Raw genomic sequence first — 20,950 nt, 5'->3', positions numbered from 1 at the left:
GAAGGCTTGAGGATATCTCATGCCGAACTTCAAAGATCGTCGGTTTCAGTGTCGCATTCAGTTGGACTGGCGGGCCGCCGACCGCAGACATAACTTCAGAATGTTGATTTCGAGGGCCGGACGAAGATGCTCGTCGCGCTATTCCAGATACGGCGTCAGCACATCTTCGATCCATTTCATGAATGCGCGGACGCGGCGCGACAGATTGCTCCGATGTGCTACGACGAGGGACACGGCGATCGCCCGACGACGAAAATCGGGTATGATCTCCACAAGGGCTCCACTCTCAAAGTAAGGGCCAATTCCCAAGAGTGGCGCCTGAATCAGGCCAAGGCCAGCGAGGGCAGCGGCTTCGTAGGTCTGGGCGCTGTTGACGTGTAGCGCACCTGGCAACTGAAGCGTCGCGTAGCTGTCGCCGTGCGGATATTCCCATCCATGGGGTCTTGCGCCCAGCATTGTCGAAAAATGAACTGTCCGATGTTGCTGACGGATGAGGTCTTCCAACGATCGAGGGACCCCATAGCGCGCCAGATAGGCGGGACTGGCGGCGTTGACCATGCGCAACAGGCCGAGTTGGCGGGCAATCAACGTCTCATCCTTTATGGGTCCAAGCCGCAATACACAGTCGAACCCCTCTTGAACCAGATCGACCTGCCGATCCGTACTCGACACCTCCAGCTCCAATTCGGGGTGAGCCGCCATGAATTCCGGCAGGGCCGGCACGATCGTCGTGCGCGCCACCTCGGTCGGAAGATCGACCCGCAAACGCCCGCGAAGTGCCACGCGATCGCCTGCGAACATTGAGTGCAGGTCATCGACTTCAGCAAGCAGATTTCGGGCGCGGGCATGAAATGCGCGTCCGTCCTCCGTCAACTGCACGCTACGCGTCGTCCGGTGCAGGAGCCTGACGCCGACATCTTCTTCCAGCTTTCGGACCGCCGTTGAGGCCCTCCCCTTCTGGATGCCCAGACTTTCGGCCGCGTGGGTGAAGCTCCCCATTTCTGCAACGGTTATGAATATCAGGATGGGGTCGAGATTCTGCATTTTGGCCCCTCGTTACTGTTCCCTTAAAAGGGAACAGTGCGTTGGTTTTGTCGGTATTTATCACACTTGAGAGACACAGTAAGCTCCGAAATTGAAGCTCCAATCGGGGAACAAGAAGTGTCCGAAACTACATCAGCGCCTGAAACCATGACCTTGCATCGCGCTCTGTGGGCCAGCCGGATAATGAGCGCGCTTGTCGTTATCGCTCTGGTGGTCGACGGCACCATTCAGCTTTTCGCGCCGGCACAGATGGCAAGCATGTTGCAGGAAACCGGGCTCGCGCTGGACCTGACCCGTATCATCGGCCCGATCATACTCGTCTGCGCCGTGCTTTACGCCATTCCAGCCACCGCCGTCCTCGGCGCGATCCTCGTGACTGGCTTTCTGGGAGGCGCGATCTGCGCCCATGTCCGCATTGGCGAGTTGGGATCGCCGCCGGAACTTATTTCCCTGCTTCTGGGCGCCATGACATGGGGCGGCCTCTATCTGCGCGATCCCCGTATTCGGGCCCTTCTGCCACTTATTCATTGAACCAACAGGGCCATTGTCTGCCCTGAAAATTAGGAGAATACGCATGTTCTTAGTCATGGGAATTACCGGAAAAGTCGGTGGTGCAACGGCACAGCATCTGTTGGCACAAGGCAAGAAGGTACGCGCGCTCGTCCGCAATCGCGAAAAGGCGGCCCATTGGGCGAACCAGGGCGTGGAGCTGGTAGATGGCGATTGGGACGATTCTGCAGCCATCGAGCAAGCGCTCAAAGGCGTTGCAGGCGCATTTGTCATGGTGCCCTCTGTCTGGGCTCCTTCGCCCAATTACAAAGAGGCCAAGGGGGTGATTGCGAACTATGTCGCAGCGCTCACCAAGGCGGCGCCGGCGCGAGTGGTCGCGCTCTCGTCGATGGGTGCCAACAGAACCAGCGGGCTCGGGATGATCACCGCGCTGTCGCTTCTGGAGAAAGGTTTTCGCGACCTGAAGTCGCCAGTCGCCTTTGTGCGCGCAGGCGGATTCCTGGAAAATTTCCTTTACGGCTTGCATGTCGCCCAGGGCGGAATGCTGCCAGTCTACAATAGTCCGACAAGCCGGAAAACGACCATGGTCGCGACCAACGACATCGGCGCGGAGGTTGCAACCCTTTTAACCGGGCCAGCCTGGCCAGGGCATCGCGTTATCGAACTTGGTTCGATGGTCAGCGCGGATGACGTCGCCGAGCATTTGGGTAAAGTCATGAAGCTCGACGTGAAAGCCTTCGCGGTCCCGCGTGCAGGGTGGGTAGAAGCGCTCGAGCAGCTCGGCATCCCGAAGGGCCACACCGGAGCTGCCGAAGAAATGTACGACGCCGTGAATGCAGGATGGATGGATCTGGGAGCCGAGGGTACGGAGCACGTAGCGGGCACGACGTCCGCACGTGCTGTATTCGAGGCTGTGCAGAACGCCGCCAAGGTGTAAGTCCGCGACGGGTCAGGCATGAGACGGAGGCTGCCCGCTTCTGCGTCGCGGGCAGCGCTCAAGTTCAAAGCAACGCGAAGCGCCTCCGCTCCCGCCTGCCCTTGAATCTCCGGTAAGCCAAATGTCCTCTATCCGCGTCTTTTCATTTCATAGCGGACGAACCGTTCTCGGCTCGTCCCCCGTCAAACGAGCGATGGCTGCTTCCCAGGATGCCAGCTCCGAAAGCTGCGCAACCCACCCCACAGGCGACGGTCTCCAAACGACCCCTTTCCGTTATCGCCGGAGGCTGGATGTAACTACGGCGCGGCGGAGTCCTGCACCAGGCGCTATAGCTGAATTGGCTGTGAAGCCGACATCCAAACGCAGTTTCAGCCAGGGCTAGGTTGCCCTGTCACGTCAGGGCATACCCTCGCGTGACGTAACAGGTGCGGCCAGTATCATGTAACTTCACGCCTATTGGCCGCGCGATGTGACAACTTCTCGATGGGCCTAAAGCCTGAAGTTACTGCCCCGGCCAAAATTAGGGCGACGACGCGCTGTCTGGGTGCCGCTGCGCTGGTCGAACCACACCATCAAACCGCTAGGTTAGTCTGGAGCGCCAACCCTTGGGCAGGCTCACGCCAAATCCCTCAAGGCGAGTCCGGGCGGCCTGCACCACGCTGTCATCAAAACTGTCGGCGTATTCCAGTACAATATACTCGCCTGTGAACTCGGCCATGCCAGCGTTCATCACGGCTAAGAATCCCGGCGTGACGTCCTTGGCCGTCGCCCAGTCCGCCAGCGCGACGAGAGGACCTTTGGTCTCGATCTTCTTTCGCACCCGAGTTTCGCGCTGTGCGCGACCAAGCTTGATCTTGAGTGTTTCCTCGTATGCCGTCACCACTTGCCAGAGCCGCCTAACCAAAGGGTCAGGGTGTTCCGCTCCGCCCAATTCGAAGATGCGGCGTAGACACAAGCGGGCGAGACCTTCCTCGTTTCTGTCCAGCGCGTTCTGCATGAGCACTCGGATACGCTTCGGGTCGGTCATTGTTGATGGATCGGCTGCCATTTACACCTCTGTCGTGTGCGCATATAGCACGGCACCGTCGGCGGTAGCGCGTCACCTTCGTCAAATGAGCCTCACCATAATTCCCCGTTGACAGCGACTATTTATGCCGTGCGACCCTCAGGCTTAAAGCATGAGGTGACAAATGGCCCGCATTGGGTACGCCCGCGTCAGTAGCATCGACCAGGACCTCGACATTCAAATCGCCAAGCTCAAGGCTGAGGGCTGCGAGATTGTGCGGTCAGAAAAAATATCGGGCGGCAGTCGCGAGGGACGAGTCGAGCTTGAAACAGTCATCCAGTTTCTGAGACCCGGTGACGAACTCATGGTTGCGCGCCTCGACCGACTTGGCCGTGACACGCGCGACGTGTTGAATTTGATCCATGAGTGCGAGCAGCGGCAGGCGTTTGTCACTGTGCTTGATCCACACGTGTCAACGCGGGGCGAAATGGGCCACGTTGTGCTGACGGTGCTGGGCATGGTGGCGCAGATGGAGCGCCGCTTCATCAAGGAACGGCAGCGGGAGGGCATTCAACAGGCAAAGGCCCACGGCGTATATAAGGGAGGAAAGCGGAAGTTGGACCGTAATCAAGTTCGTGCCTTACGCGCGAGCGGCCTAGGTCCATCTGAGATTGCGCTTCAAGTGGGATGTTCGCGTATGCAGGTGTACCGAGTCTTATCGGAGTCGAGTGAGCAGCTTTAGACGCCGCTTCGCGTCCCCATCTCGTCTATCAGGCTGACAGCTCTACGTCCCCAAAAGTGGCCAGTAATTTTGAGCTTGGGCTATGGCCCGGATGGGGGGCTTTTTGACTGTCCGCTCTTAAGCATGACCGTGCGAAAGCAGCCATCTGAACCAGCAAACCGTAATGGGGTCAGTTGCTGCTAACCCCGCAGAAATCTGATATTCGGCAGGCAGTGTCGGTACTTTCGTGTTTCCGTCCGATCAGAGCGACTATGGTCAAATGGCATGACGATACCCTACCGTGAGCACCGCTTTTCTCCACACGACTGTGAATTCGTCCTCGCGACTCGCAAGTTCTATCCACAAGTCATGCACGTCGTCATTGTTGCCTTGGCGCTTGGCATCCTGACATTGGCAGGCGGCTGGGAAATCGGACTTGAGCTTTGGGTGAGTGCCTGTATCGCTGTCGGGGTTGCCATAGCTTCGCTAGGCGCGATCCCGCTTCTCTTCCTTTGGAGAACAGGGCAACTGGCTGTCGAAAACTATCTGCTTGGGAACATAAGTAGCGTTATGGGCTATGTGAATTGGCCGCCCATTTGGCAAAACGTCGTCGCCGAACGGGCGGTGACGTTCGATTGGGCCGAAATTGAGCACGTAGTCCTGCGCCCAAAGCCATGGATTATTGCACTGAACAACCTAAACTTGGAGCTTAATTTTCATGACGGGCGTCAGCGCATTCTGCGCGTGCCACAGCTTGCGCCAGATGAGATCGAAGCATTCGTTGGGGTGTTAGGGCAAATCGCTCTTCGTCGAGGTTTTCAATTTCATGAAGGGCATCCGCTCCACCCACCCTTGTAAACGCTCACGTCTTCTGCATGAAGTTGATCCACAGCGCATTGAACGCGCCTGTTCGCCTAGGCGGTGAACGGCGGCTATCGAGAAAGTCCCCTTTGGCCGCCAATGACCGCAATGGGGTCGGCTGCTGCCATCGCAAGGGCGAAGCTGGTAACGGCATGATCGGGTGGGTAGGCGACGGTCCGCTTCAAGTACGCGAAAGCCGATACAAGTTATTCCATTGTGCGGTATTGATACCCGGCGTAGCAAGGGCCGTTACTTTGAAGTCTTTTTCAGTCACTCAAAACGTTGGATTGCCACGGTACAGTTCAAAAAGTCGCAGCTTTTTCGCCGGTTGTGGCTTACCTGCAGGAACAATCTTGGGCGGTGGCAGTGATTTGACGGGATTGCTAGTTCATATCGCCGGAGGAGTGGTGGGAGCGTTCGTCGTCGGACAACCCAGAGTGCCGGACGCCGAGCAGGCACACGCAAAAAAGGGACTAAAGTTCGTGACCGTTTATAAAATGAGCTTGCCGAGAAGTGTTGTCACCGCCGTGTTACTGATGTGCCTGTGGCCATTCACGGCAGCCGCGCAAGCGACAGCGTCGCTCATAAATTCAGGCCAGCTTTGCAATGGTGGCAGCTTGAATTTTTGCTTGACCGAGAACTGCCCGTTTCGCTGGAACTCAAGGCTTGGTTTTCACCGCGAAGGTTCCTTGCACATTATGTCGCGGGGGAAGCCTACATGACCATCACTATTACCCCTCCGCCTGACCACAAACGGGAGGTGTCGGCGCTTAGGGCCGAACTTGCGTATTGGAGGACCTTAATCCCCCAATGCCCAAATGACGCGCCAACCATGCTGACACATGTCGCGGTCGAGGGGCTTCGCATCGTCGAAGGCGAAGACGGCCCCCATTTCCAAGTTGCGCCATGAGGTGCGGCAGTCGTGTGAAGGGTGAGCTGAATTGAAGCTGGTTATTGTATCCGTTGGATTAGTTACCTTGCTGGTTCATTCACATTCAATCGCTCTAGGGCAGGAGGTTGCCGAACCCAATCAGCGGGCGTGCGAATGGCTTTCAGACTTCGCAGCTCACGCAGAACCGGAGGCCCCAGCAAGCAATGCCTTTTACAGGCGCGCGGTAGCGCATGTGGATTGTGCGAAACGGGTATATGCGATTACGGCGGATGTACGCCCTGCGGTAGTTGAGACCGGGTACCTGCCGAAAGCTGAGGATGCAATGCGGCCGGCCATCTGTGCCACACCGGGTTGGCGCACGCTCTTCCAACGCGGTTGGACGGTGACGATTGACCTTAAATTGGATGGTTCGTCCGTTTGGCCCTTGATCGTTTATCGCAACTGTTAGTGGCCCAAGCGCGCGGAGTCAGTATGCAATGAATGATGAGCAGGGTGCGAGGCTTATCGGGTGTTTGATGATGCTGGCAGCCCTCCTAGTCATCGCCGTCAGCGTAATGTGGTTTTTAAGGGTGGACTGAATGTGTGGACGCTTCACCATCCCCTAGCAACCGGTCGCCGCCACGCTTCAACCTGCGAACCCGGAGCTATGTGGTCCAGCCAGCGAGTGACAGCTTTCGGTATCGCGGCTTGAACCGCAAAACGTCTTGAATGGGGTCGGCTGCTGCCGTCGCAAGGGCGAAGCCAGTAACGGCATGATCGGGGTGGTTTCCCGACAGTCGGCTTTCGGGCATGTTCATGGATCAAGCCGACATCAGGTTTGCATTGTGAAACCGCTCAGCGGTATGCCAACCAAACCATTCTATTGATTTAGGTGCCAAGGCGATGCGATCCACCTACGACAACCCCTACGGTTACTGGATTGCAGGCTCAGTGTTTGTTTGGCTAATGCTGCCCGTCGGGCTCATCGACCTACAACTCGCGCCGACTTGGAATGCACCCAATTGGCAATGCGATAGCCTTGGCATTCCCATAATGCAGACAAAGTTGGCCCTAGCACCATGGGCATTGGTAGCGATGCTGATTTCTGGGGCGGTTATGCTTGTGGTTCGAAGGCGAAAGCCGGGGGCCGACGTTTTTGAGGTTCGCTTAGGAAATAACCCCTGGAATTGGATGTTTACACTGGTTGCGGCGGTAGTATTGGTTGCCCTTGGGTTGGACGTGTGTAGATACCTGTGGCATGCAGTAGTTCCCCAGACTATTTCGTCGGACTGCGGGGGACGAGCAGATTTAGTGGAATTAACCATGCGTGGTCCAACTTTACAATTTTACCCAATATTGGATCTAGGTCTTGGATTTTGGGTATTGCACATCAGGGCACTTCTTCTATCGCCGCGATTGACCTAGCACTGTCTGGGATGGGCCGCATGCTGACCGGCGGCCTTGGGTGGTTTTCGGCCGGTCCGCTTTTATGCGATACGTGGACAAACCGGACACTCTCCGGTCCGGGGCCATGGATGGGTTACCCCGCGATAATCCTTAGGTGTTTTCGATGATGAGCGAGCGAGTTCTGAATTCAGCGAAATTCATGGTTCTGGCAATCTGTGCCTTTCAGATAATGCTGGTCTGGATACCGTTCTTCAACACGAGGGCTGGGTACACTCTGCTCCCCATTCCGCCAGAAAGTACCCCTCCCATATCTCTTGTCGCGAGCCTGTGCTGGCTAGTAGCCGTGATCGTTGCGAACGGTCCCGGCAGCAGGAACGCGCGTCGGCTCTGGTTGACCTTTCCCCTTGGCGTGCCCTATCCCGCAACGTTCATAATCATGATCGCGATGTGGCCAAAGTTTTAAGGTGGGCCGAGGAGACCATCTCGTCATGCGCACGGCTATGTCCGCTTTGAGAAAGCCGGACTAAGAACACGAACGTCTGAATTGGGGTCGATTGCTGACCGGCGTCTATGGGGTGGTTGCGGACAGGCGGGTTTGAGGCGCTGCTTGTCAAAAGCGGCCATGCTGCCATCGACACAGTGTGTTAATTTCCATGGGTTTGTGAGGACTCCGCCGTGCCAGATCGCTATTTCGACCCGCTATGTTTCCGCTCATGAGCGAGCGCTATAGCTGCCTTCCTCACATCACTTGTGTTTCGGAGTGGACGCCAGGAGGTTACATGCGCCTGCAAGTTTTTGTCTTCGTCTCCCTAGCCGGTGCCATGTTGCCGATAGCCCCTCAGCCTTCGGTTGCACATGAAATGACCGCGCTTGGTTTGGATAGCGGCAAGTCGATTCAGTGGAACTTGAAGGTCCTTTCGTCTCCCGCCCAATCTTCAGAGGAAATATGGTCCGGGAACATAGGCCAGTTTGTCGTGCACTTGTCTGGCCAAATCGTATCGCCGCCTTCTGAGATTCACGTCTCCACGGATAGCCTGCATTCGCATCTCGACATCCAAGAAACCTTTCATCTGCAAAGTGAAGGTGCGCTGAAGGCATTCTGCCCGTCCGACCTTTTAATGGACGATGGCATTGGCTGCGATGCCGTCTTTTACGGGTGCAGTCCTGCCATTAGTCGGTGCAGTTTCCGGGTCATAACCTACTCCCGCGTAGAAACGCCGGAATACTCAGCAATTGCCGGTTGGGTTTTTCTGGACTGGTCTTCAGCAGGCTTCGAGTCCCCCACGCCCTAAACACGAATGGCTGTCTCAAGCGAACGACGGGCACGGGGTTCGTAGCCGACTGGCGATAGTGGGGGTGGGTAACGGACTGGCAGGTTTCGGACGCCGGTAGTCGAAAGCGGACGCCCTCAACCCGGCGATTTCAATCAACCTGATCAGCGTTCAGATCCGCACCTGACTTTTGCACCGTGCAAGCTATTGGAATTGCAGGGTAGAATTTTTGGTGCATAAATCTTGGTATTTGCACCGGCGGCTTCCGACTGATTGCGGTCGTTTGGGCAGACGTTGCCATTGCGTATAAACGGACGCTGATTGGCCACGTATTCCATGATTTTAGTTGAGAACTACAGCGAGCCCTTTTTCATGCCAAACAATTTTATGCCGTCAATCAGCCAGTAAAAAAAGCATGTGAATATCACAGCTATACCTACACTGATCGCAATCCAGTCAGACTTCGTGGAGTTCATTCTGGGGTAAAATACCAGAATATTTCCGATAATATAGGAAACAGTCAAAATAACCCCGGACAAATCTCGAGCCAAATAAATCCGATACCCACCGAATATCCCGGATACACAGCTGATAATCCACACCCAGAAGGCAGTATCATAGGATTTTCCGTTTATCTTTTTCTTCATATGTACCAATTCATCATCCGTCTTATTGATGGGCTGGGGCGTGCGCAAGGGCATGAGCGGTTTCATCCGGTAGCGGCCGCCTACTACGGCAAGGCATCAGGGCAGATGGTCAAGACGTCTCCGCGGTGTCTGCTTCTCGTGGAATGATGATCCAAAGCGGACTGTCGGAAACCCACCCCGATGTTGCCTGTCGGCGAGCGACCCCATTTCTGTCGTGCAAGATGGCCATCGTGTTCATCGAAAGCCGACGTGCGTGCCGTACTTGGGCGCAAGCTAGTTGCAGGGAGCAGACGCTTTAATCGGCTGCATTCATGAAGGTGACTGTGAGGGGCGCTGGGGCCTTTCGCTATGGCAGCGATCTACGGGAACCGCGCTTAACATCAGAGTTAGGCGCGGGTGCCATAAAGCCTAGCAGAGACCATTTCAGGTCCACCCAATGGATTGCGGAATACTCCGGCGTTTCTTTGCGCGAATAGGTTAAGACCATCACGGTGCACCGTTTTGTCGAGCTTTGGCAGTCGTAAAAAACTGCCTCACAACCGATGCCGTCATCCGCCAGAAGGTCCTTAGGGCAGGGCGCGACGAGCCCCTGCGCGGCATCCAAATTGAAAATATTTTCGATGTCCGAACGCGAATGCGGCGACTGGGTTGAAACATTGATGCTGTTAGGAGGGGCCGCAAGTGCGCCAGACAACAGCACCTCGAATTCGCCTGCATTTCCGAACCATATTCCTTCTACGAGTTCGCCGCGCGACGAAATCGCAGTCAAGTTCCACTCAATCGGCCGCCGACTATCTAAACCGAGTGCGGTGAGTTGGTACGCCCCCACGGTCCCTGCACCGATGGATGGTTCAGCGGCAGCCAAGGCAATAAAAACCACAATCGCCATGCGCATGCCAGATCTCTCCTCGGATCGATGACGCCCCATCTACCGCACAACGGGGCTTGCGGCCGTATCGGAAATGTCCCCAACGATGCAAACCTGATGTCGGCTTCGTCCATGAACATGCCCGAAAGCCGACGGGCGGGAAACCACCCCAAAATGGCCTTTAAGCACGGTGCATAAATCTTGATTTTTGCACCGGTAGCTACCGACCCCATTTAAGTCGTTCGCGCGTAGACAACAGGACCCTGAAATCTGCCATTAGTAAGCCAAGGGTAGCCAACTTATGCCGCAGCGCGGCTCTAGTAACCACAGGATTTTGGATGCGATGCGTTCATTTTTGCTTAGTCTGTTAGTGCCCTTGATCATCCTGTCCAGTGCAACTTTTGCCAGAGAAAGTTTTGGCAAACCGGTCAGCGAGCAGGAGTTCGCCCACGGGTTTCAAGGCTGTTGGGACGAAAAAATCCCTGCCGACGAGATCCAAATGGTGTCCCGGCATTATTGCTTCTCCGGCGGCCTACAAGGAGAATTGTCAGCCGAATATACCAGCCAAAATGAAGGCTGGGGTGATACTCTAAAGTATGAACTCAAAGACGGGCATCTCATTCTATCACCCGAAATTGGTGACCACCCATCAAACCCTAGCTATTCAACTTGCGATGCTGTGGTCTTCGCAAGGCAGTCCCTCAAACTTGATTGTAATGGGTACTATAAGGGGGAGATATACCTCACGTTCTCTTCATATCAGAACGGCCCGCCCCAATAGCTGTGGTTGACTCTACGGCTGACCGGACCATATTTCGCATGGGTACAAGTTCGTTTTAATGGTCGAGAATTTGTCGAGGTCGGAAACAAGTTTGTTGCCAGCGGTAATCCACTGCCGCGCCGCCCTTTGTTCCATAATCGAAAATTACGCGCTCTGCGGCGGTCGTTCCATAATGCATGTTACGCGGCTTACAGGGTAAGCATCATCTGGGTGGGTAATTTGCCATGCGTCTCAAGGCCGGGCAGGGATATGCCGAGAAGGCGAATAGCTTAGCACTCGGAAAAAACCCGACAAGTATGCTTTGTGCAAGGCCGCTGATCTGGTCCATATCGGAAATACGATCTTAGTCCTGCAGCGGACTGGTCACAGTCAAAACGCCGAACTGGCCACTGACCCCACAACACTTCGTAAGATCGTCCGCAAATTTCTTTCTGGCAAACTCATCCAGCTAGAGCGGTTTGCTAACCATGTGCTTGGCGACGTGCGGATCTCATAGCGATCCAGCAATTCGCTCGACCGCACTCGCGCAGATGGTTCCACCCGGATAGGCATGGCAGCCCGGCGCAACTTCGACACGTTTCCTGCGTAACTATGGGTATGACCAAACCTGATGAGCAATCAGGCGGGCAGCCCTATGAGCTGTTCGTCTTCGCCCGCAGGCACAGAATAAAACTCGACCGTGCCCGCTGTATTATCGCCAAGTACGGAGCCGATCGGCCCGGTGCTGACGCTGCCGCCAAGGGCTTAGCCGAAAGTGATTTGTACGTGCCAATCGTTCGGTACTAGTTGGCCCCATCGCCGGTCGGTGGAGTGCTGGGAGTGGGCCCACCGACTGCTGCGATTCCCAACGCACCACCGGTTTCCTGACTAGCTCAACAAGGACTCTGTCGCGGAATGTGGTCAAGCCGTCAAATTTGACTCGCTACCGTTTTGCGCATTGACTCTCGACCTCGTGATGTTCCCTTTATGTTCTCTTGTTCGATCCCGATCAGGAGGCATCCACCATGTCGCCAAAGAGTTCATCGACCTGACGCCGCAACTCCTCAAGATTGCCAACGGGCACGACATTGGCGAGGCGGTGATTGCCCGCGCGGACGAAGGCAAGACCGGCCCCCATGGCAGCCGCACCCGCGAGCGCGATCAATATGCCGAGCTACAGGCCCGAAAAGATCATCTCGCCCTTCCTGCTGGTCGAAACTTCCATTGAGCCATGATCCTCCCAGCCAGCGCGACCACGCTCGACGAGTTCCGCAGCAGCGGGCGCACCATTACGGCGTTCTGCACCAACTACTACCTGTGCTCGCACGACGGGGAGCTGCGGTTGGAGGTGCTGGCGCTGCGCCTTGGCTGGCAGTTCGATTTCTTCGAGGGGCGGCTTTATCTTGCCAACCGCCTGTATTGCTCGCTCTGCGGTACCTACCATCCTACGTTTTCGCTGGGGCACGCTGGCAAGCCCTCGGGGTATGCCGGGACACAAGGTGCCGGGTTTACGAGGTTGTCGCCCGAGGAGTCCGCACGGCTGCAACTGGCCCGGCAGGTGGCGGCTAAGGATGAGTTACCGTGGGTCGGCGTCAGGAAGGGCGGAAGGAAGTTCGGAAGGGCATGAGTTAACGCGACCTCCAATGCCCAATCTGGCTTTGGGCCGACCGCGGTACTCGCAGATCAGAATCGTTAAGAGGTTGCTGGCGGCTCGTATTACACAGCAAATTAGGTTGCTCACGGCTCGACGTTATTTGACTGAAGCAATTGTCGCGTGAGCTTGGCGACCTTCAATTCTAGCTTTCGAATTCGGGCCTCAAGTTGAGTGAGGGCAAGGCTTTCAGGGGAAGGATGTGTTTCCAAAACTTCGGGCTCTTTGAATAGGCGTAAAAGTCCATTAACACTGTGTATTCCCAGTTTTTTGTAGGCCGCCTGCTTGTGGGCTTCCACCGTTCGGGGAGATATCTGCAGCTCAATAGAGATCTGGGTATTTGGCGTGCCTAGTAATGCGAGCGTTACGATTTCGGCTTCTCGCCTGCTCAACAAACCCATCAGCTCAGAACTGTCTGCCAACCCTGCCTCCGCCAAAGTTCTTGGTTCTACTGCGGCCTTTGATGGACGTGAATAGGCCGGTACTGATGCTATGTTTTAGCACTAAATCGACCAGTGCTGAATCGTGTGGGGCGCTGGTGCAACTGACAGATTTCTGCCTCGTTCAAGATTGACGCAGGAGTACATAGCCCGTGTTGATGACCAGTACCTCGTCATTTAACGAAGTAGGGAGTGGTGGTTTGTCGTAGACGGCCACCGCATGGGCCCGACAAGGTCTATGAACTCGCCGACCTGCTGATCGAGCAGCATGTCCCGTTCTTCTTCGCAAGCAGCGAGACACGCGAAACCATCCCCGACCGGTTTAATCATGTGCCGCTGCATCGCAAGCCGTTGGACATGATCATGGCCGCGGTCGGTCTGATGGCCACGGGCGCTTCCTAGAAATTTGCCCGCTCAGGCGATAGACGTATGACAAGAGGGATTGCCCGGTATTTCCGATTTCGCGTAGTTTCCATGCTACACGTATCATTCGGGCGCAGCGGGCCCAAATCGCGAGACGCCGTATGACTGACTCCATCCGCACCCTTGCGGGCCGACGCGTATTGATCGTGGAGGACGAGGCGCTAATCGTCATGGCTGTCGAGGACGAGGTGCGGCAGCTGGGCTGCACGGACATCTTCGTCGCCTACAACAAAGAGCAGGCGCTAGTCGAAATCGACTCCTACAAGCCGGGATTCGCGATCCTAGACCTTAGCCTGACCGACAACGGCGAAGACTACGACATCGCCGACCGGCTGGCAGAGCGTGGCATCCCCTTCATCTTCTCCAGCGGTCATCTGGCCGCGGAGCTGCCCGACCGCCATGTTGGTCGCCCGTTCGTCGGCAAGCCCATGCAGTCCAAGGACTTCGCCGAGGCCGTGACGATGGCGCTGAGGTAGCTCTGCGACAACAGACGCAGTCCAACACTATTATCGGCGGCTTGACGGTGCCAATGAGGTCCACTGGTGCGCGTTTAGAACGGCGCTATTTGGATAGTTGATCGAGAACTGGCTGCCGAATGGCTGCATATTCCGCGTCAGTTAACGCCCCGGCATCCAGCAATCGCTTGAGTTGAATCAGGCGATTGGCCAGCGCATCATGGCTGTCTCGACCGTCAGGGACTGGCAACTGCCCAACCACTGCGACCGGTACCACGTCGTTGGCGAACAGGTTGATGCCGCTCTCACCGCCGTCGCTGCCGTGCTCGCTGAGGTGCGCGGCCTGAAACGCCCATACCAACGAGCCCAACCAGCCAATGCCGGTGCCGCCGAACGCCACGTTGATCACCATGATCAACCATCGGTTCGGATGACGGCGCGCGAATGCAACAAAGGTGGGTATCAGGTAGATCGCGCCCGCAATCGCTGCCACGCAGAAGATAAACAGGTAACCGCTATTGTCGCTCGGCATGATCCTCGCCCCCACACGCCGTCACTGCACCCGAGCGCAATTGGACGCGCTGGTGTTGACCATCTGACCCTCGGGTGACAGGTCGAAGAATTGCACGGTGTCATTGTCGAGGGAGATGACCATGTAGCGGTCGCGCCCTTCAAACGCTTGTCCAAGCATCATGTTCATTGCGCTTTGAAGACCCTGCATGCTTTCTTCGCTAATGCCCGGCATGACCGCAGGTACACCTGAACTAGTCGCGGCAACCGATTGAGCGGAGTACGCGACAAGGGCGATTGGAGAGCCATCGTTTGGCTGCGGTTCAGCGTATTTCGGCGCGATGGTCGCGCCGTTGACGTGCAGCTGACCGATAGAATCGACCGACAATGTCATCCTCGTCGATTTATTTTCACCTGAGATGTCCAGCAAACCGGTCAAAGCCGTAGCGGTTATGTCGCATACGTAGGTCGCCAACATCGGTTGTTGGCTGCCTTGCAAAGCTCGGCCTAATGCGGTGGATGGATCATTTCCCCCGGGTGCCAGCTGCACGGGCGACTGTTGGTTACCCGGCGTTTGGGCTATCACGCTTTTTCCGGGGGCGGACACGTCCGTCATGCACTTCTGGAATTGATCGAGCGCGGTGCCAGCGCCCATGAGTGAAAATCCAAAACTCGCATCACCGCTGCGAAGTTCGAGCTGTGAACCTTCCGCTAGTCCGCCTAACAGCGCAGCGTTTACGTCCCTGAACTCGTGCCAGCCGAAGTACTCATCAATTTCCCCCGTCAGTGCTGAGAGTTGCGAACCATCCACTGTCCACGACATGGTCAGTGTATCCGGAAGACCTGGACCATCGACGAATGCGAACATCGTGCCTCCGGGAAATCCGGTAATTCCCGTCGAAATCGCGCCCAGTTTCACTGACGCTTCGCACATTTCTCCGCCGTCTTCTTCAACCAAATGGAACCTCCAAAGCCCGGCGGCTTTAGGCGGATCGGTCGAAAATGGAGCTCCGCTGGCAGTTTGTGCCCAACCCAAACTTCCCGTTGCAAAAAAACAGATCAAACCGGTGCGGAGCTTGTTCGACAGGCCGGCACGCCGGGGGATTGATCCAAACCCGAGCTTGATGACCTCGTTCATTTTGCACTTCCCCCGCTGATGATATTTGACTTCATCATCTGGTATTCGGTGTCGTCGATGGCGCCCGACGCCTTCAACGCTGCCAGCTTTTCGAGGCGGTCGAGGTCAGGGACAACCGACGATTGCCGGGCCAGCGGGGGCTCAGCAACGGCTTCTTTTGTGGAGCCGCTGGCTTTGGGTCCAAACCGGTTCGCTCCCGGCGTCGAGGGCGTGGTTGACCACACCAGCAGGACAATCGTGCCAATGATCGGGATGAAGGCGAGCAATAGCCACCAGCCGGTGCGGTCGATGTCGTGCAGGCGGCGGACACTCACCGCGATGCTGGGGATGATGTGAAATAGGTGGACGATGGCGATGACAAACGCGGGACCATTGCCTTTGAGGTGACCCATTGCGCCATCAATGCCCGCAGCGAGCATGAAGATCACTAGGTAGACAAGATAGAATAGCCAAAATTGGCTGCGCGTTGATCGACTGCGAAGATCGAAATATCGGCGCATGGCATCGGCATAGGCATTCATGGGGCTATGTTTCCAAAAAGGGCGCAGGCGAAGTGAGTTAAACTTAATCCAGGACTAACAGTCCGTCGATTGGTAGGCCGCGATTTTGTTTGTTGCGGGCATGGATACCCGCGCACTGATCGGTTGGAATCTTCGAAAGCTCAGGGTTGGGCGTGGGCTATCCCAAGAGCGACTGGCGCTTGAGGCAGGCATTGACCGGGCCTACGTCGGTCGGGTTGAGCGGGGTGAGGAGAACGTTACCACCGCGGTGCTCGACGCCTTCGCCAGCGTGCTGGACACCCATGTTCGGGACTTCTTTGCGGTCGTGCCCGAGGGTGAGAAGTTCCCCGAGCCGCTCCGTCCGGGTCGCAAGGCGTCGTCTGACCGTTAGTACCAGCCCGGTCCTAGTATTCTTCTGCGAGCATGATCGTCATGATGCGACCTGCTCCGACAATGTTGTCGTCACCGACAAGCGAGCTGTCACCACCGTCGATCTTGAAAAACACACGATAGCCATGAATTTCAAAGCGGCCAAAATCGTGTTCGCCGTAGGGGTCCATGTCGGCAGTGAAGGCGTCGAACTTGGTCACGGCCCACAGCACAGCGGCAAGGTCGTCGGCAGGCAGAGATGATAGGCCTCGGGTGAGTAGCGTGCGGCCACCCATGCCATGGCGGCGCAGGGTATCGTTGAGGGCGCGAATGCGGGCTGTGGTCGGTGACAGGGGGCGGGCAGCGGTCATGGACATGGTGGGGCTCCAATGGCAAGGAAAGGGCCGGTCGCGATGACCGGCCTCGGGGTGACGCCTAGTTCGGTGCTGCGGTATTGCCTGACGTCCACATCAGGGCGACCTCCTCGGCAGGGCGCACGAACGTGGGCTCCTGCTGCCAATCGCGCCATTGTAGCGTCAGCGCCTTCTGGTCCTTGGCATCGACAACGACGCATTCGTACCAGCCGTCCTGCTCCCCTCCCTCGGTGGCCAAAACCAGGTCGTTGACTTCGAATTTCGACCAGTCTTTTGGCAGGCGGTAGTTCTTCGACTTACCAGCCGGCGCCACGGCGACTTCCGTCGAACTGGCGATGGCCCGCAGGTCGGTGAGTACCGAACGGTCCGGCAGGTGGGCTGCGAGCTTGTCGAAAAGGGTCTGCTTGACGAACGGTACGAAGGCCTTGCCGCTGCCGAAAATCTTCCCGTGGGGCAGGTCACCAGCAAGGGCAACCAGTTCGGGTGACGTCACCGTTAGGGTCGCCATGCCCATCAGGCCCGCGGCGCCAAGGGCTCGTTCTGTCTCGTTAGCGTTGAACCACGATGCATGGCGGCGGTCCTTGCCATCAAGCCCCAGCAGGATCGTCGCTGGGGCGGTGGCAGCGGCATGCTCGAACAGCGATGCAGGTGTCGTCATTTGGTACACTCCAATAAAAAGAGGGGCCGCGAAGGCCCCTCGATATGTCAGCGATGGTGCAGCGACCGCACCCTCCGGTAGCGCCCGAGTAAGGGGCGCGTTGGCGCTGGTATGGTCGTCAGCAGGCACACCATACAGCAGTTCGTAGTAAAAGTCAATTTTATTCTTTTAAATCAGTATCTTAGCGTTCGAATAGAGCCGAAATCGGAGGAAACGAAGCCAGTCTATTCAAGGCCAACTTGCCGCCTCATCCGGCAGAAAATGTTGGAAAATGCTCATATGCCTCGGACGATACGGATATGGCCAGCTGGCAACGAAACCTTTTCTCGAAAGCGCAAGTCGATTTGATCAGCACCCTCCTGGAACCATGCGTGACTTCAAGGTGCTCACTCCTGCAGATTAGATGCAGAAATCCCAGTGCCAGCAGGTCGTCGTCACAACTGGGAGACAAGGCATAAATCACCTCCCCCACATAAATATCGACAAGGCTGATCGCCCATTCTCCAATGTCATCGGCAGACATTAATCGTCGCATGTGATCTCCTTTGGCCGAACGCCACTGGCGCTGTGCTGCCGCCGTTGCAGGTCAGAACCATCGCCCTGACCTAACCCTTTACCGGCTCCCACGCCGCCTGCACCGGCACAGCGAGGTTTACTCATGACGCTCCGGGCATAGGCCAACGCAGGGCGACCAAGGCAGAGCGTCTTTCTCCAGCGGCATTCAATCGCTGTCGGTTCAAAAAAGGCCTAGTGGCGCATCTGCACCGGCAATCGCCGCCATTCGATCTCCGCCCGCGCAATGGCACGCGCGATGATCTGCTTGCGCAGGGGTACGCCTTCTCCGGCCGCAAAAATCAGGTTGTTGAGCCTATGCGGCTGGAGGATCGTTGCGACGCGCACCGCACGCCCAGACGTGATGCGCTCTTCATAGTGCCGGTCGTCGCCCCGCTCGCGGATTTCCCCGGTATCGAAGTCAACCCATTCCAACTTCTGAACGAAGCGCGACGACTTGAGCGGATGCTTGCCCATATAGTAGACCAGCTTATTGGCCCAGTCGGGGGCGACGTGTCGGGCGTGGAAGGCGGGGCGGCGAATGAGGTACGGCCGGTATCTCGCGTTGATGTGGTCCCCGAGTGCCGATACCTCCTCTGGGCTCGGCCCCCAGCCCAACCCGTGCCAATGAAACGACGCCTTGATCTGGCTTTGCGTGGCATGCGGCACTGGATAGATGCCGATGTCCACCATCCCGATGAAGTTCACACCCGGCAGCAGAGAGCGAACCCAGCTCTGTAACCGCACCGGATTGAATGCGCAGGCTTCTTCGAAGTCGAGCGTGTGCGCTTCGCTGGCCATCGTAATCCAGTGTATGGGACGGGTCTCATTCACAAGGATAGGGCGGGTGATATCCTTCATTGCCTGCACGAAGCTGATCCGGCTGCCAAGGTTGTTCGCGTATAGCTCGCCGATCACTCCTGGCCGTAGCTGATCCGCCACCGTGTTCGGAATATCGATCTTATTCCTGCCCCCTCGGGACGGGTATAGCTCTAGGCGGTTGTCGAGTTCGAGATGCGCCTCGATGAATACTTTCTCGCTCAAAATCGGGCGACGGGTTGAACGCTTCTTCTTGGTATTGTCCGCGGTGCCGCTCAGCTTCTTGGAGGCGTGCCTGTGCACCTCTTCAGCCACATCAGGCTTCTTTGTCTTGCTTACCAGGGGTTGTGAATGCCTTGGGGGGTACACCCCTATGGCGGTTGGTGGCGTTGGTATCGCTTTGGGCATGGTTGAGGGCTCCAATGGCCGGTTGTCGGGCGTTGTCAGGCGTTTCGTTGTTGTGGGTATGTGTACAGGTGTGCCGCGCTGCGCATGCCTGAGAGGCTTCTTCAGCCCAGAGCAGCGATGCCCGCCGAGAAAGCCCGGCGGGCAATAATTGGCATTTATCAATCGAGGCAGATAATCCGGGTCACGATCCGGTTGCCGAGAGAGATCATCTCGAAACGCCCACCGCGAATCCGTTTCTGCGGTGTGCGCGCCAGTTCAGCGCGGACTTCCTCAGGGCAGCACGTTGGGATATAGACGTCGCCGTTCGGCGGCGAATTATATGCCTCGGGCTGCATGAGAACCGCTTCCTGCTCGTCGTCGTCATCCCAAGGCAGCGATGCTTCCAAAACCGGCTTCTTCGATTGAGAACGAGGTTCGGACTTCAAGCGGCGTGTGGGCTTCATACGCGAAATCCCGCCAGCACGCTCAATAGCGCGCCGCCAGACCTTGGCATACGGACCCAAGTCGCCCAGCTCACGCAGCTGCAGAAAATGCCGACTTGCGCGCTTGCTTGCCGCCGTGCCCACGCCGCAGTGCCACCGGAGCAAGAACTTCAAGCAGTTCGCGCGATCCTTGTGTTTGGGCGACTGCTTCGGGTTATCGATCCAAAACTGCGCCCGCGCAAAAGCTTCGAAAAGCTTTTCATCGGCGCTCAACCGGCTGGCGCACGCGCATACTGCGGCCAGAGTCGAGTGAAGGGTCGCGCGCGACGCCACACGAAGCTGCTGGTGCCGCTTACCCAAGGCGCGAAGGTTACCGAGCATCTTCTCGACGGTTTCGGTAGGAGACTTCACCGCGCGAGCCGAGGGTTGATTGTTCGCAAAAATGGAACTTGCCGTACTTTTGCGAGTCGGCAAGCAGATTTGCGGAGCCGGTCCGACGCGCGCACGCGGATCGAAACGCTTTGCGCCAATCAAAGTCGATAGTGGCGGAAGCTGAAGGGGCGGCCTACGCGACATTGTCGACCTCCACGTTGCCGCCAACATCGCTGGTGCTGCGGCGCACGCTTGCCGCCTCCCACGCCAGTACGTCGGACATACGGTAACGCACCGCGCGACCGAATTTGACGAAGGGCACGCCGCCACCCTTCAAGCGGTCGGCCTGGAGCGTCTTGACCGAGCGGCGTTGGCGTGTCGCCAATTCATGCTCGGTGATGAAGGTCGGCATTTCCGACCGGGCATTTTCAGTCATGGTTTTTCTCCATGCCTCGCGAACCTATTTCGCTCAGCCGGAGCCTTTACCGGGGATAAACAAAGCGGCCGGCCCAGGCGCACTGGGCCCAGAAAGACCAAAAAATCACCTGTGAACCTCCGTTGAACGGACTTTCCGTTTAATGAAAGAGGTGGACACGCACACTGCTATCGCTGACCAGAAAAGTCCGTTAAACAGATCCAGCTGAATTTTGCTTTTTTCTGTTAACGGAATTGCTTAAAGCGTCGTTTCGGCTTGATTTGAGGATCGGTGCTGACCAATGCCACCATCAGTTGCTGCAGTTACTGTTGATGCCAGACGCTTGTTGCGATCTCGCTATTCGGAGACGCTCAACAACTCGGCAGCGGATGCTGCCAAGGCTATTGCCGCAATTACGCTTCCGACTGGCAGACATGGAAAGGTAACGCGTCTTGCCGTCGCCTACGCTCTCTTCTTGGTACACGGCGGCAGTCCGCGGTTGGTCAACCAGGTCGCTGGCCAAACAAAAAGCTCACGGACG

26 protein-coding genes are annotated in these 20,950 nt (G+C 56.9%); 12 read left to right on the top strand and 14 right to left on the bottom strand.

Annotated elements, in window-relative coordinates; genetic code table 11:
* Positions 1–138 precede the first annotated feature (138 nt).
* Complete coding sequence (locus ABIB57_RS22975) at positions 139–1,044, bottom strand: LysR family transcriptional regulator (protein ID WP_354043572.1); 906 nt, start codon at positions 1,042–1,044, stop codon at positions 139–141.
* 147 nt (positions 1,045–1,191) lie between these two features.
* On the opposite strand from ABIB57_RS22975, the gene ABIB57_RS22970 reads away from it, so the two are divergent.
* Positions 1,192–1,575 (top strand): DoxX family protein, encoded by a 384-nt coding sequence (locus tag ABIB57_RS22970; protein WP_502914459.1) that lies wholly within the window; start codon positions 1,192–1,194, stop codon positions 1,573–1,575.
* A 43-nt stretch (positions 1,576–1,618) separates the two neighbouring features.
* Positions 1,619–2,491, top strand: a complete 873-nt coding sequence (locus ABIB57_RS22965) for an NmrA family NAD(P)-binding protein (protein ID WP_354043570.1) — start codon at positions 1,619–1,621, stop codon at positions 2,489–2,491.
* A gap of 580 nt (positions 2,492–3,071) precedes the next feature.
* On the opposite strand, the gene ABIB57_RS22960 is transcribed toward ABIB57_RS22965, so the two are convergent.
* Positions 3,072–3,539, bottom strand: a complete 468-nt coding sequence (locus ABIB57_RS22960; RefSeq protein ID WP_354043569.1) for a hypothetical protein — start codon at positions 3,537–3,539, stop codon at positions 3,072–3,074.
* Positions 3,540–3,681: 142 nt separating this feature from the next.
* Between ABIB57_RS22960 and ABIB57_RS22955 the strand changes: the two genes are divergently transcribed.
* The 4 genes from ABIB57_RS22955 to ABIB57_RS22940 all read left to right on the top strand — a co-directional run bounded on the left by ABIB57_RS22955 (position 3,682) and on the right by ABIB57_RS22940 (position 8,649).
* A complete protein-coding gene (locus tag ABIB57_RS22955) occupies positions 3,682–4,239 on the top strand; it encodes a recombinase family protein (RefSeq protein ID WP_354043568.1) in 558 nt (185 codons plus the stop codon).
* A gap of 264 nt (positions 4,240–4,503) precedes the next feature.
* On the top strand, positions 4,504–5,076 hold the full coding sequence (locus tag ABIB57_RS22950; protein WP_354043567.1) for a hypothetical protein: 573 nt from the start codon (positions 4,504–4,506) through the stop codon (positions 5,074–5,076).
* A 92-nt stretch (positions 5,077–5,168) separates the two neighbouring features.
* Positions 5,169–5,801 carry a hypothetical protein gene (locus ABIB57_RS22945; protein WP_354043566.1) on the top strand — a complete coding sequence of 211 codons (633 nt, stop codon included), beginning with the start codon at positions 5,169–5,171 and terminating at the stop codon, positions 5,799–5,801.
* A 2,335-nt stretch (positions 5,802–8,136) separates the two neighbouring features.
* A complete protein-coding gene (locus ABIB57_RS22940; protein ID WP_354043565.1) occupies positions 8,137–8,649 on the top strand; it encodes a hypothetical protein in 513 nt (170 codons plus the stop codon).
* A 332-nt stretch (positions 8,650–8,981) separates the two neighbouring features.
* Here the strand turns inward: ABIB57_RS22940 and ABIB57_RS22935 are convergent, their stop codons facing one another.
* Together ABIB57_RS22935 and ABIB57_RS22930 are read right to left on the bottom strand one after the other, a co-directional pair.
* The gene (locus ABIB57_RS22935; protein WP_354043564.1) at positions 8,982–9,329 is read right to left on the bottom strand and encodes a hypothetical protein; all 348 of its coding nucleotides are present in this window, start codon (positions 9,327–9,329) and stop codon (positions 8,982–8,984) included.
* 292 nt (positions 9,330–9,621) lie between these two features.
* The gene (locus ABIB57_RS22930; RefSeq protein ID WP_354043563.1) at positions 9,622–10,170 is read right to left on the bottom strand and encodes a hypothetical protein; all 549 of its coding nucleotides are present in this window, start codon (positions 10,168–10,170) and stop codon (positions 9,622–9,624) included.
* Positions 10,171–10,486: 316 nt separating this feature from the next.
* On the opposite strand from ABIB57_RS22930, the gene ABIB57_RS22925 reads away from it, so the two are divergent.
* The 3 genes from ABIB57_RS22925 to ABIB57_RS22915 all read left to right on the top strand — a co-directional run bounded on the left by ABIB57_RS22925 (position 10,487) and on the right by ABIB57_RS22915 (position 12,530).
* Complete coding sequence (locus ABIB57_RS22925) at positions 10,487–10,924, top strand: hypothetical protein (protein WP_354043562.1); 438 nt, start codon at positions 10,487–10,489, stop codon at positions 10,922–10,924.
* 937 nt (positions 10,925–11,861) lie between these two features.
* A complete protein-coding gene (locus ABIB57_RS22920; protein WP_354043561.1) occupies positions 11,862–12,131 on the top strand; it encodes a hypothetical protein in 270 nt (89 codons plus the stop codon).
* Between the two features lie 3 nt (positions 12,132–12,134).
* A complete protein-coding gene (locus tag ABIB57_RS22915; RefSeq protein WP_354043560.1) occupies positions 12,135–12,530 on the top strand; it encodes a hypothetical protein in 396 nt (131 codons plus the stop codon).
* A 110-nt stretch (positions 12,531–12,640) separates the two neighbouring features.
* On the opposite strand, the gene ABIB57_RS22910 is transcribed toward ABIB57_RS22915, so the two are convergent.
* The gene (locus ABIB57_RS22910) at positions 12,641–12,976 is read right to left on the bottom strand and encodes a response regulator transcription factor (RefSeq protein WP_354043559.1); all 336 of its coding nucleotides are present in this window, start codon (positions 12,974–12,976) and stop codon (positions 12,641–12,643) included.
* A 213-nt stretch (positions 12,977–13,189) separates the two neighbouring features.
* On the opposite strand from ABIB57_RS22910, the gene ABIB57_RS22905 reads away from it, so the two are divergent.
* Positions 13,190–13,396 (top strand): response regulator, encoded by a 207-nt coding sequence (locus ABIB57_RS22905; protein WP_354043558.1) that lies wholly within the window; start codon positions 13,190–13,192, stop codon positions 13,394–13,396.
* A 122-nt stretch (positions 13,397–13,518) separates the two neighbouring features.
* On the top strand, positions 13,519–13,893 hold the full coding sequence (locus ABIB57_RS22900) for a response regulator (protein WP_354043557.1): 375 nt from the start codon (positions 13,519–13,521) through the stop codon (positions 13,891–13,893).
* A gap of 85 nt (positions 13,894–13,978) precedes the next feature.
* On the opposite strand, the gene ABIB57_RS22895 is transcribed toward ABIB57_RS22900, so the two are convergent.
* Genes ABIB57_RS22895 through ABIB57_RS22885 form a run of 3 tightly spaced genes read right to left on the bottom strand, consistent with a single transcriptional unit; the run spans position 13,979 to position 16,041 of the window.
* The gene (locus ABIB57_RS22895) at positions 13,979–14,404 is read right to left on the bottom strand and encodes a superinfection immunity protein (protein ID WP_354043556.1); all 426 of its coding nucleotides are present in this window, start codon (positions 14,402–14,404) and stop codon (positions 13,979–13,981) included.
* A gap of 21 nt (positions 14,405–14,425) precedes the next feature.
* Complete coding sequence (locus ABIB57_RS22890) at positions 14,426–15,520, bottom strand: hypothetical protein (protein WP_354043555.1); 1,095 nt, start codon at positions 15,518–15,520, stop codon at positions 14,426–14,428.
* Positions 15,517–16,041 (bottom strand): DUF805 domain-containing protein, encoded by a 525-nt coding sequence (locus ABIB57_RS22885; RefSeq protein WP_354043554.1) that lies wholly within the window; start codon positions 16,039–16,041, stop codon positions 15,517–15,519. The genes ABIB57_RS22890 and ABIB57_RS22885 overlap by 4 nt, the downstream gene beginning before the upstream one ends.
* A gap of 100 nt (positions 16,042–16,141) precedes the next feature.
* Between ABIB57_RS22885 and ABIB57_RS22880 the strand changes: the two genes are divergently transcribed.
* Positions 16,142–16,411 (top strand): helix-turn-helix domain-containing protein, encoded by a 270-nt coding sequence (locus ABIB57_RS22880; RefSeq protein ID WP_354043553.1) that lies wholly within the window; start codon positions 16,142–16,144, stop codon positions 16,409–16,411.
* A 13-nt stretch (positions 16,412–16,424) separates the two neighbouring features.
* On the opposite strand, the gene ABIB57_RS22875 is transcribed toward ABIB57_RS22880, so the two are convergent.
* From ABIB57_RS22875 to ABIB57_RS22850, 6 genes are all read right to left on the bottom strand, one after another.
* On the bottom strand, positions 16,425–16,766 hold the full coding sequence (locus ABIB57_RS22875; RefSeq protein WP_354043552.1) for a DUF3768 domain-containing protein: 342 nt from the start codon (positions 16,764–16,766) through the stop codon (positions 16,425–16,427).
* A gap of 58 nt (positions 16,767–16,824) precedes the next feature.
* Positions 16,825–17,421 (bottom strand): hypothetical protein, encoded by a 597-nt coding sequence (locus tag ABIB57_RS22870; RefSeq protein ID WP_354043551.1) that lies wholly within the window; start codon positions 17,419–17,421, stop codon positions 16,825–16,827.
* 247 nt (positions 17,422–17,668) lie between these two features.
* Positions 17,669–17,956, bottom strand: a complete 288-nt coding sequence (locus tag ABIB57_RS22865) for a hypothetical protein (protein WP_354043550.1) — start codon at positions 17,954–17,956, stop codon at positions 17,669–17,671.
* Positions 17,957–18,168: 212 nt separating this feature from the next.
* Positions 18,169–19,107, bottom strand: coding sequence for a hypothetical protein (locus ABIB57_RS22860; RefSeq protein WP_354043549.1), 939 nt, complete (start codon positions 19,105–19,107; stop codon positions 18,169–18,171).
* Between the two features lie 251 nt (positions 19,108–19,358).
* Positions 19,359–20,198: a hypothetical protein gene (locus ABIB57_RS22855; RefSeq protein WP_354043548.1), complete on the bottom strand. Its 840-nt coding sequence runs from the start codon at positions 20,196–20,198 to the stop codon at positions 19,359–19,361.
* Positions 20,188–20,430 carry a helix-turn-helix transcriptional regulator gene (locus ABIB57_RS22850; protein WP_354043547.1) on the bottom strand — a complete coding sequence of 81 codons (243 nt, stop codon included), beginning with the start codon at positions 20,428–20,430 and terminating at the stop codon, positions 20,188–20,190. The genes ABIB57_RS22855 and ABIB57_RS22850 overlap by 11 nt, the downstream gene beginning before the upstream one ends.
* Positions 20,431–20,950: the final 520 nt, after the last annotated feature.

It is taken from the genome of Devosia sp. UYZn731, assembly GCF_040546795.1.
Lineage (GTDB): Bacteria > Pseudomonadota > Alphaproteobacteria > Rhizobiales > Devosiaceae > Devosia.
The sequence above is the reverse complement of the archived record's forward strand: the minus strand, read 5'-3'. Positions and strand labels throughout refer to the sequence as shown.

Excerpts from the sequence above, each read along its gene's own strand:
- ABIB57_RS22975 (WP_354043572.1), bottom strand. The coding sequence starts at position 1,044 with ATGCAGAATCTCGACCCCATCCTGATATTCATAACCGTTGCAGAAATG.
- ABIB57_RS22970 (WP_502914459.1), top strand. The coding sequence starts at position 1,192 with ATGACCTTGCATCGCGCTCTGTGGGCCAGCCGGATAATGAGCGCGCTT.
- ABIB57_RS22965 (WP_354043570.1), top strand. The coding sequence starts at position 1,619 with ATGTTCTTAGTCATGGGAATTACCGGAAAAGTCGGTGGTGCAACGGCA.
- ABIB57_RS22960 (WP_354043569.1), bottom strand. The coding sequence starts at position 3,539 with ATGGCAGCCGATCCATCAACAATGACCGACCCGAAGCGTATCCGAGTG.
- ABIB57_RS22955 (WP_354043568.1), top strand. The coding sequence starts at position 3,682 with ATGGCCCGCATTGGGTACGCCCGCGTCAGTAGCATCGACCAGGACCTC.
- ABIB57_RS22950 (WP_354043567.1), top strand. The coding sequence starts at position 4,504 with ATGACGATACCCTACCGTGAGCACCGCTTTTCTCCACACGACTGTGAA.
- ABIB57_RS22940 (WP_354043565.1), top strand. The coding sequence starts at position 8,137 with ATGCGCCTGCAAGTTTTTGTCTTCGTCTCCCTAGCCGGTGCCATGTTG.
- ABIB57_RS22935 (WP_354043564.1), bottom strand. The coding sequence starts at position 9,329 with ATGCCCTTGCGCACGCCCCAGCCCATCAATAAGACGGATGATGAATTG.
- ABIB57_RS22930 (WP_354043563.1), bottom strand. The coding sequence starts at position 10,170 with ATGCGCATGGCGATTGTGGTTTTTATTGCCTTGGCTGCCGCTGAACCA.
- ABIB57_RS22925 (WP_354043562.1), top strand. The coding sequence starts at position 10,487 with ATGCGTTCATTTTTGCTTAGTCTGTTAGTGCCCTTGATCATCCTGTCC.
- ABIB57_RS22915 (WP_354043560.1), top strand. The coding sequence starts at position 12,135 with ATGATCCTCCCAGCCAGCGCGACCACGCTCGACGAGTTCCGCAGCAGC.
- ABIB57_RS22900 (WP_354043557.1), top strand. The coding sequence starts at position 13,519 with ATGACTGACTCCATCCGCACCCTTGCGGGCCGACGCGTATTGATCGTG.
- ABIB57_RS22895 (WP_354043556.1), bottom strand. The coding sequence starts at position 14,404 with ATGCCGAGCGACAATAGCGGTTACCTGTTTATCTTCTGCGTGGCAGCG.
- ABIB57_RS22890 (WP_354043555.1), bottom strand. The coding sequence starts at position 15,520 with ATGAACGAGGTCATCAAGCTCGGGTTTGGATCAATCCCCCGGCGTGCC.
- ABIB57_RS22885 (WP_354043554.1), bottom strand. The coding sequence starts at position 16,041 with ATGAATGCCTATGCCGATGCCATGCGCCGATATTTCGATCTTCGCAGT.
- ABIB57_RS22880 (WP_354043553.1), top strand. The coding sequence starts at position 16,142 with ATGGATACCCGCGCACTGATCGGTTGGAATCTTCGAAAGCTCAGGGTT.
- ABIB57_RS22875 (WP_354043552.1), bottom strand. The coding sequence starts at position 16,766 with ATGTCCATGACCGCTGCCCGCCCCCTGTCACCGACCACAGCCCGCATT.
- ABIB57_RS22870 (WP_354043551.1), bottom strand. The coding sequence starts at position 17,421 with ATGACGACACCTGCATCGCTGTTCGAGCATGCCGCTGCCACCGCCCCA.
- ABIB57_RS22865 (WP_354043550.1), bottom strand. The coding sequence starts at position 17,956 with ATGCGACGATTAATGTCTGCCGATGACATTGGAGAATGGGCGATCAGC.
- ABIB57_RS22855 (WP_354043548.1), bottom strand. The coding sequence starts at position 20,198 with ATGTCGCGTAGGCCGCCCCTTCAGCTTCCGCCACTATCGACTTTGATT.
- ABIB57_RS22850 (WP_354043547.1), bottom strand. The coding sequence starts at position 20,430 with ATGACTGAAAATGCCCGGTCGGAAATGCCGACCTTCATCACCGAGCAT.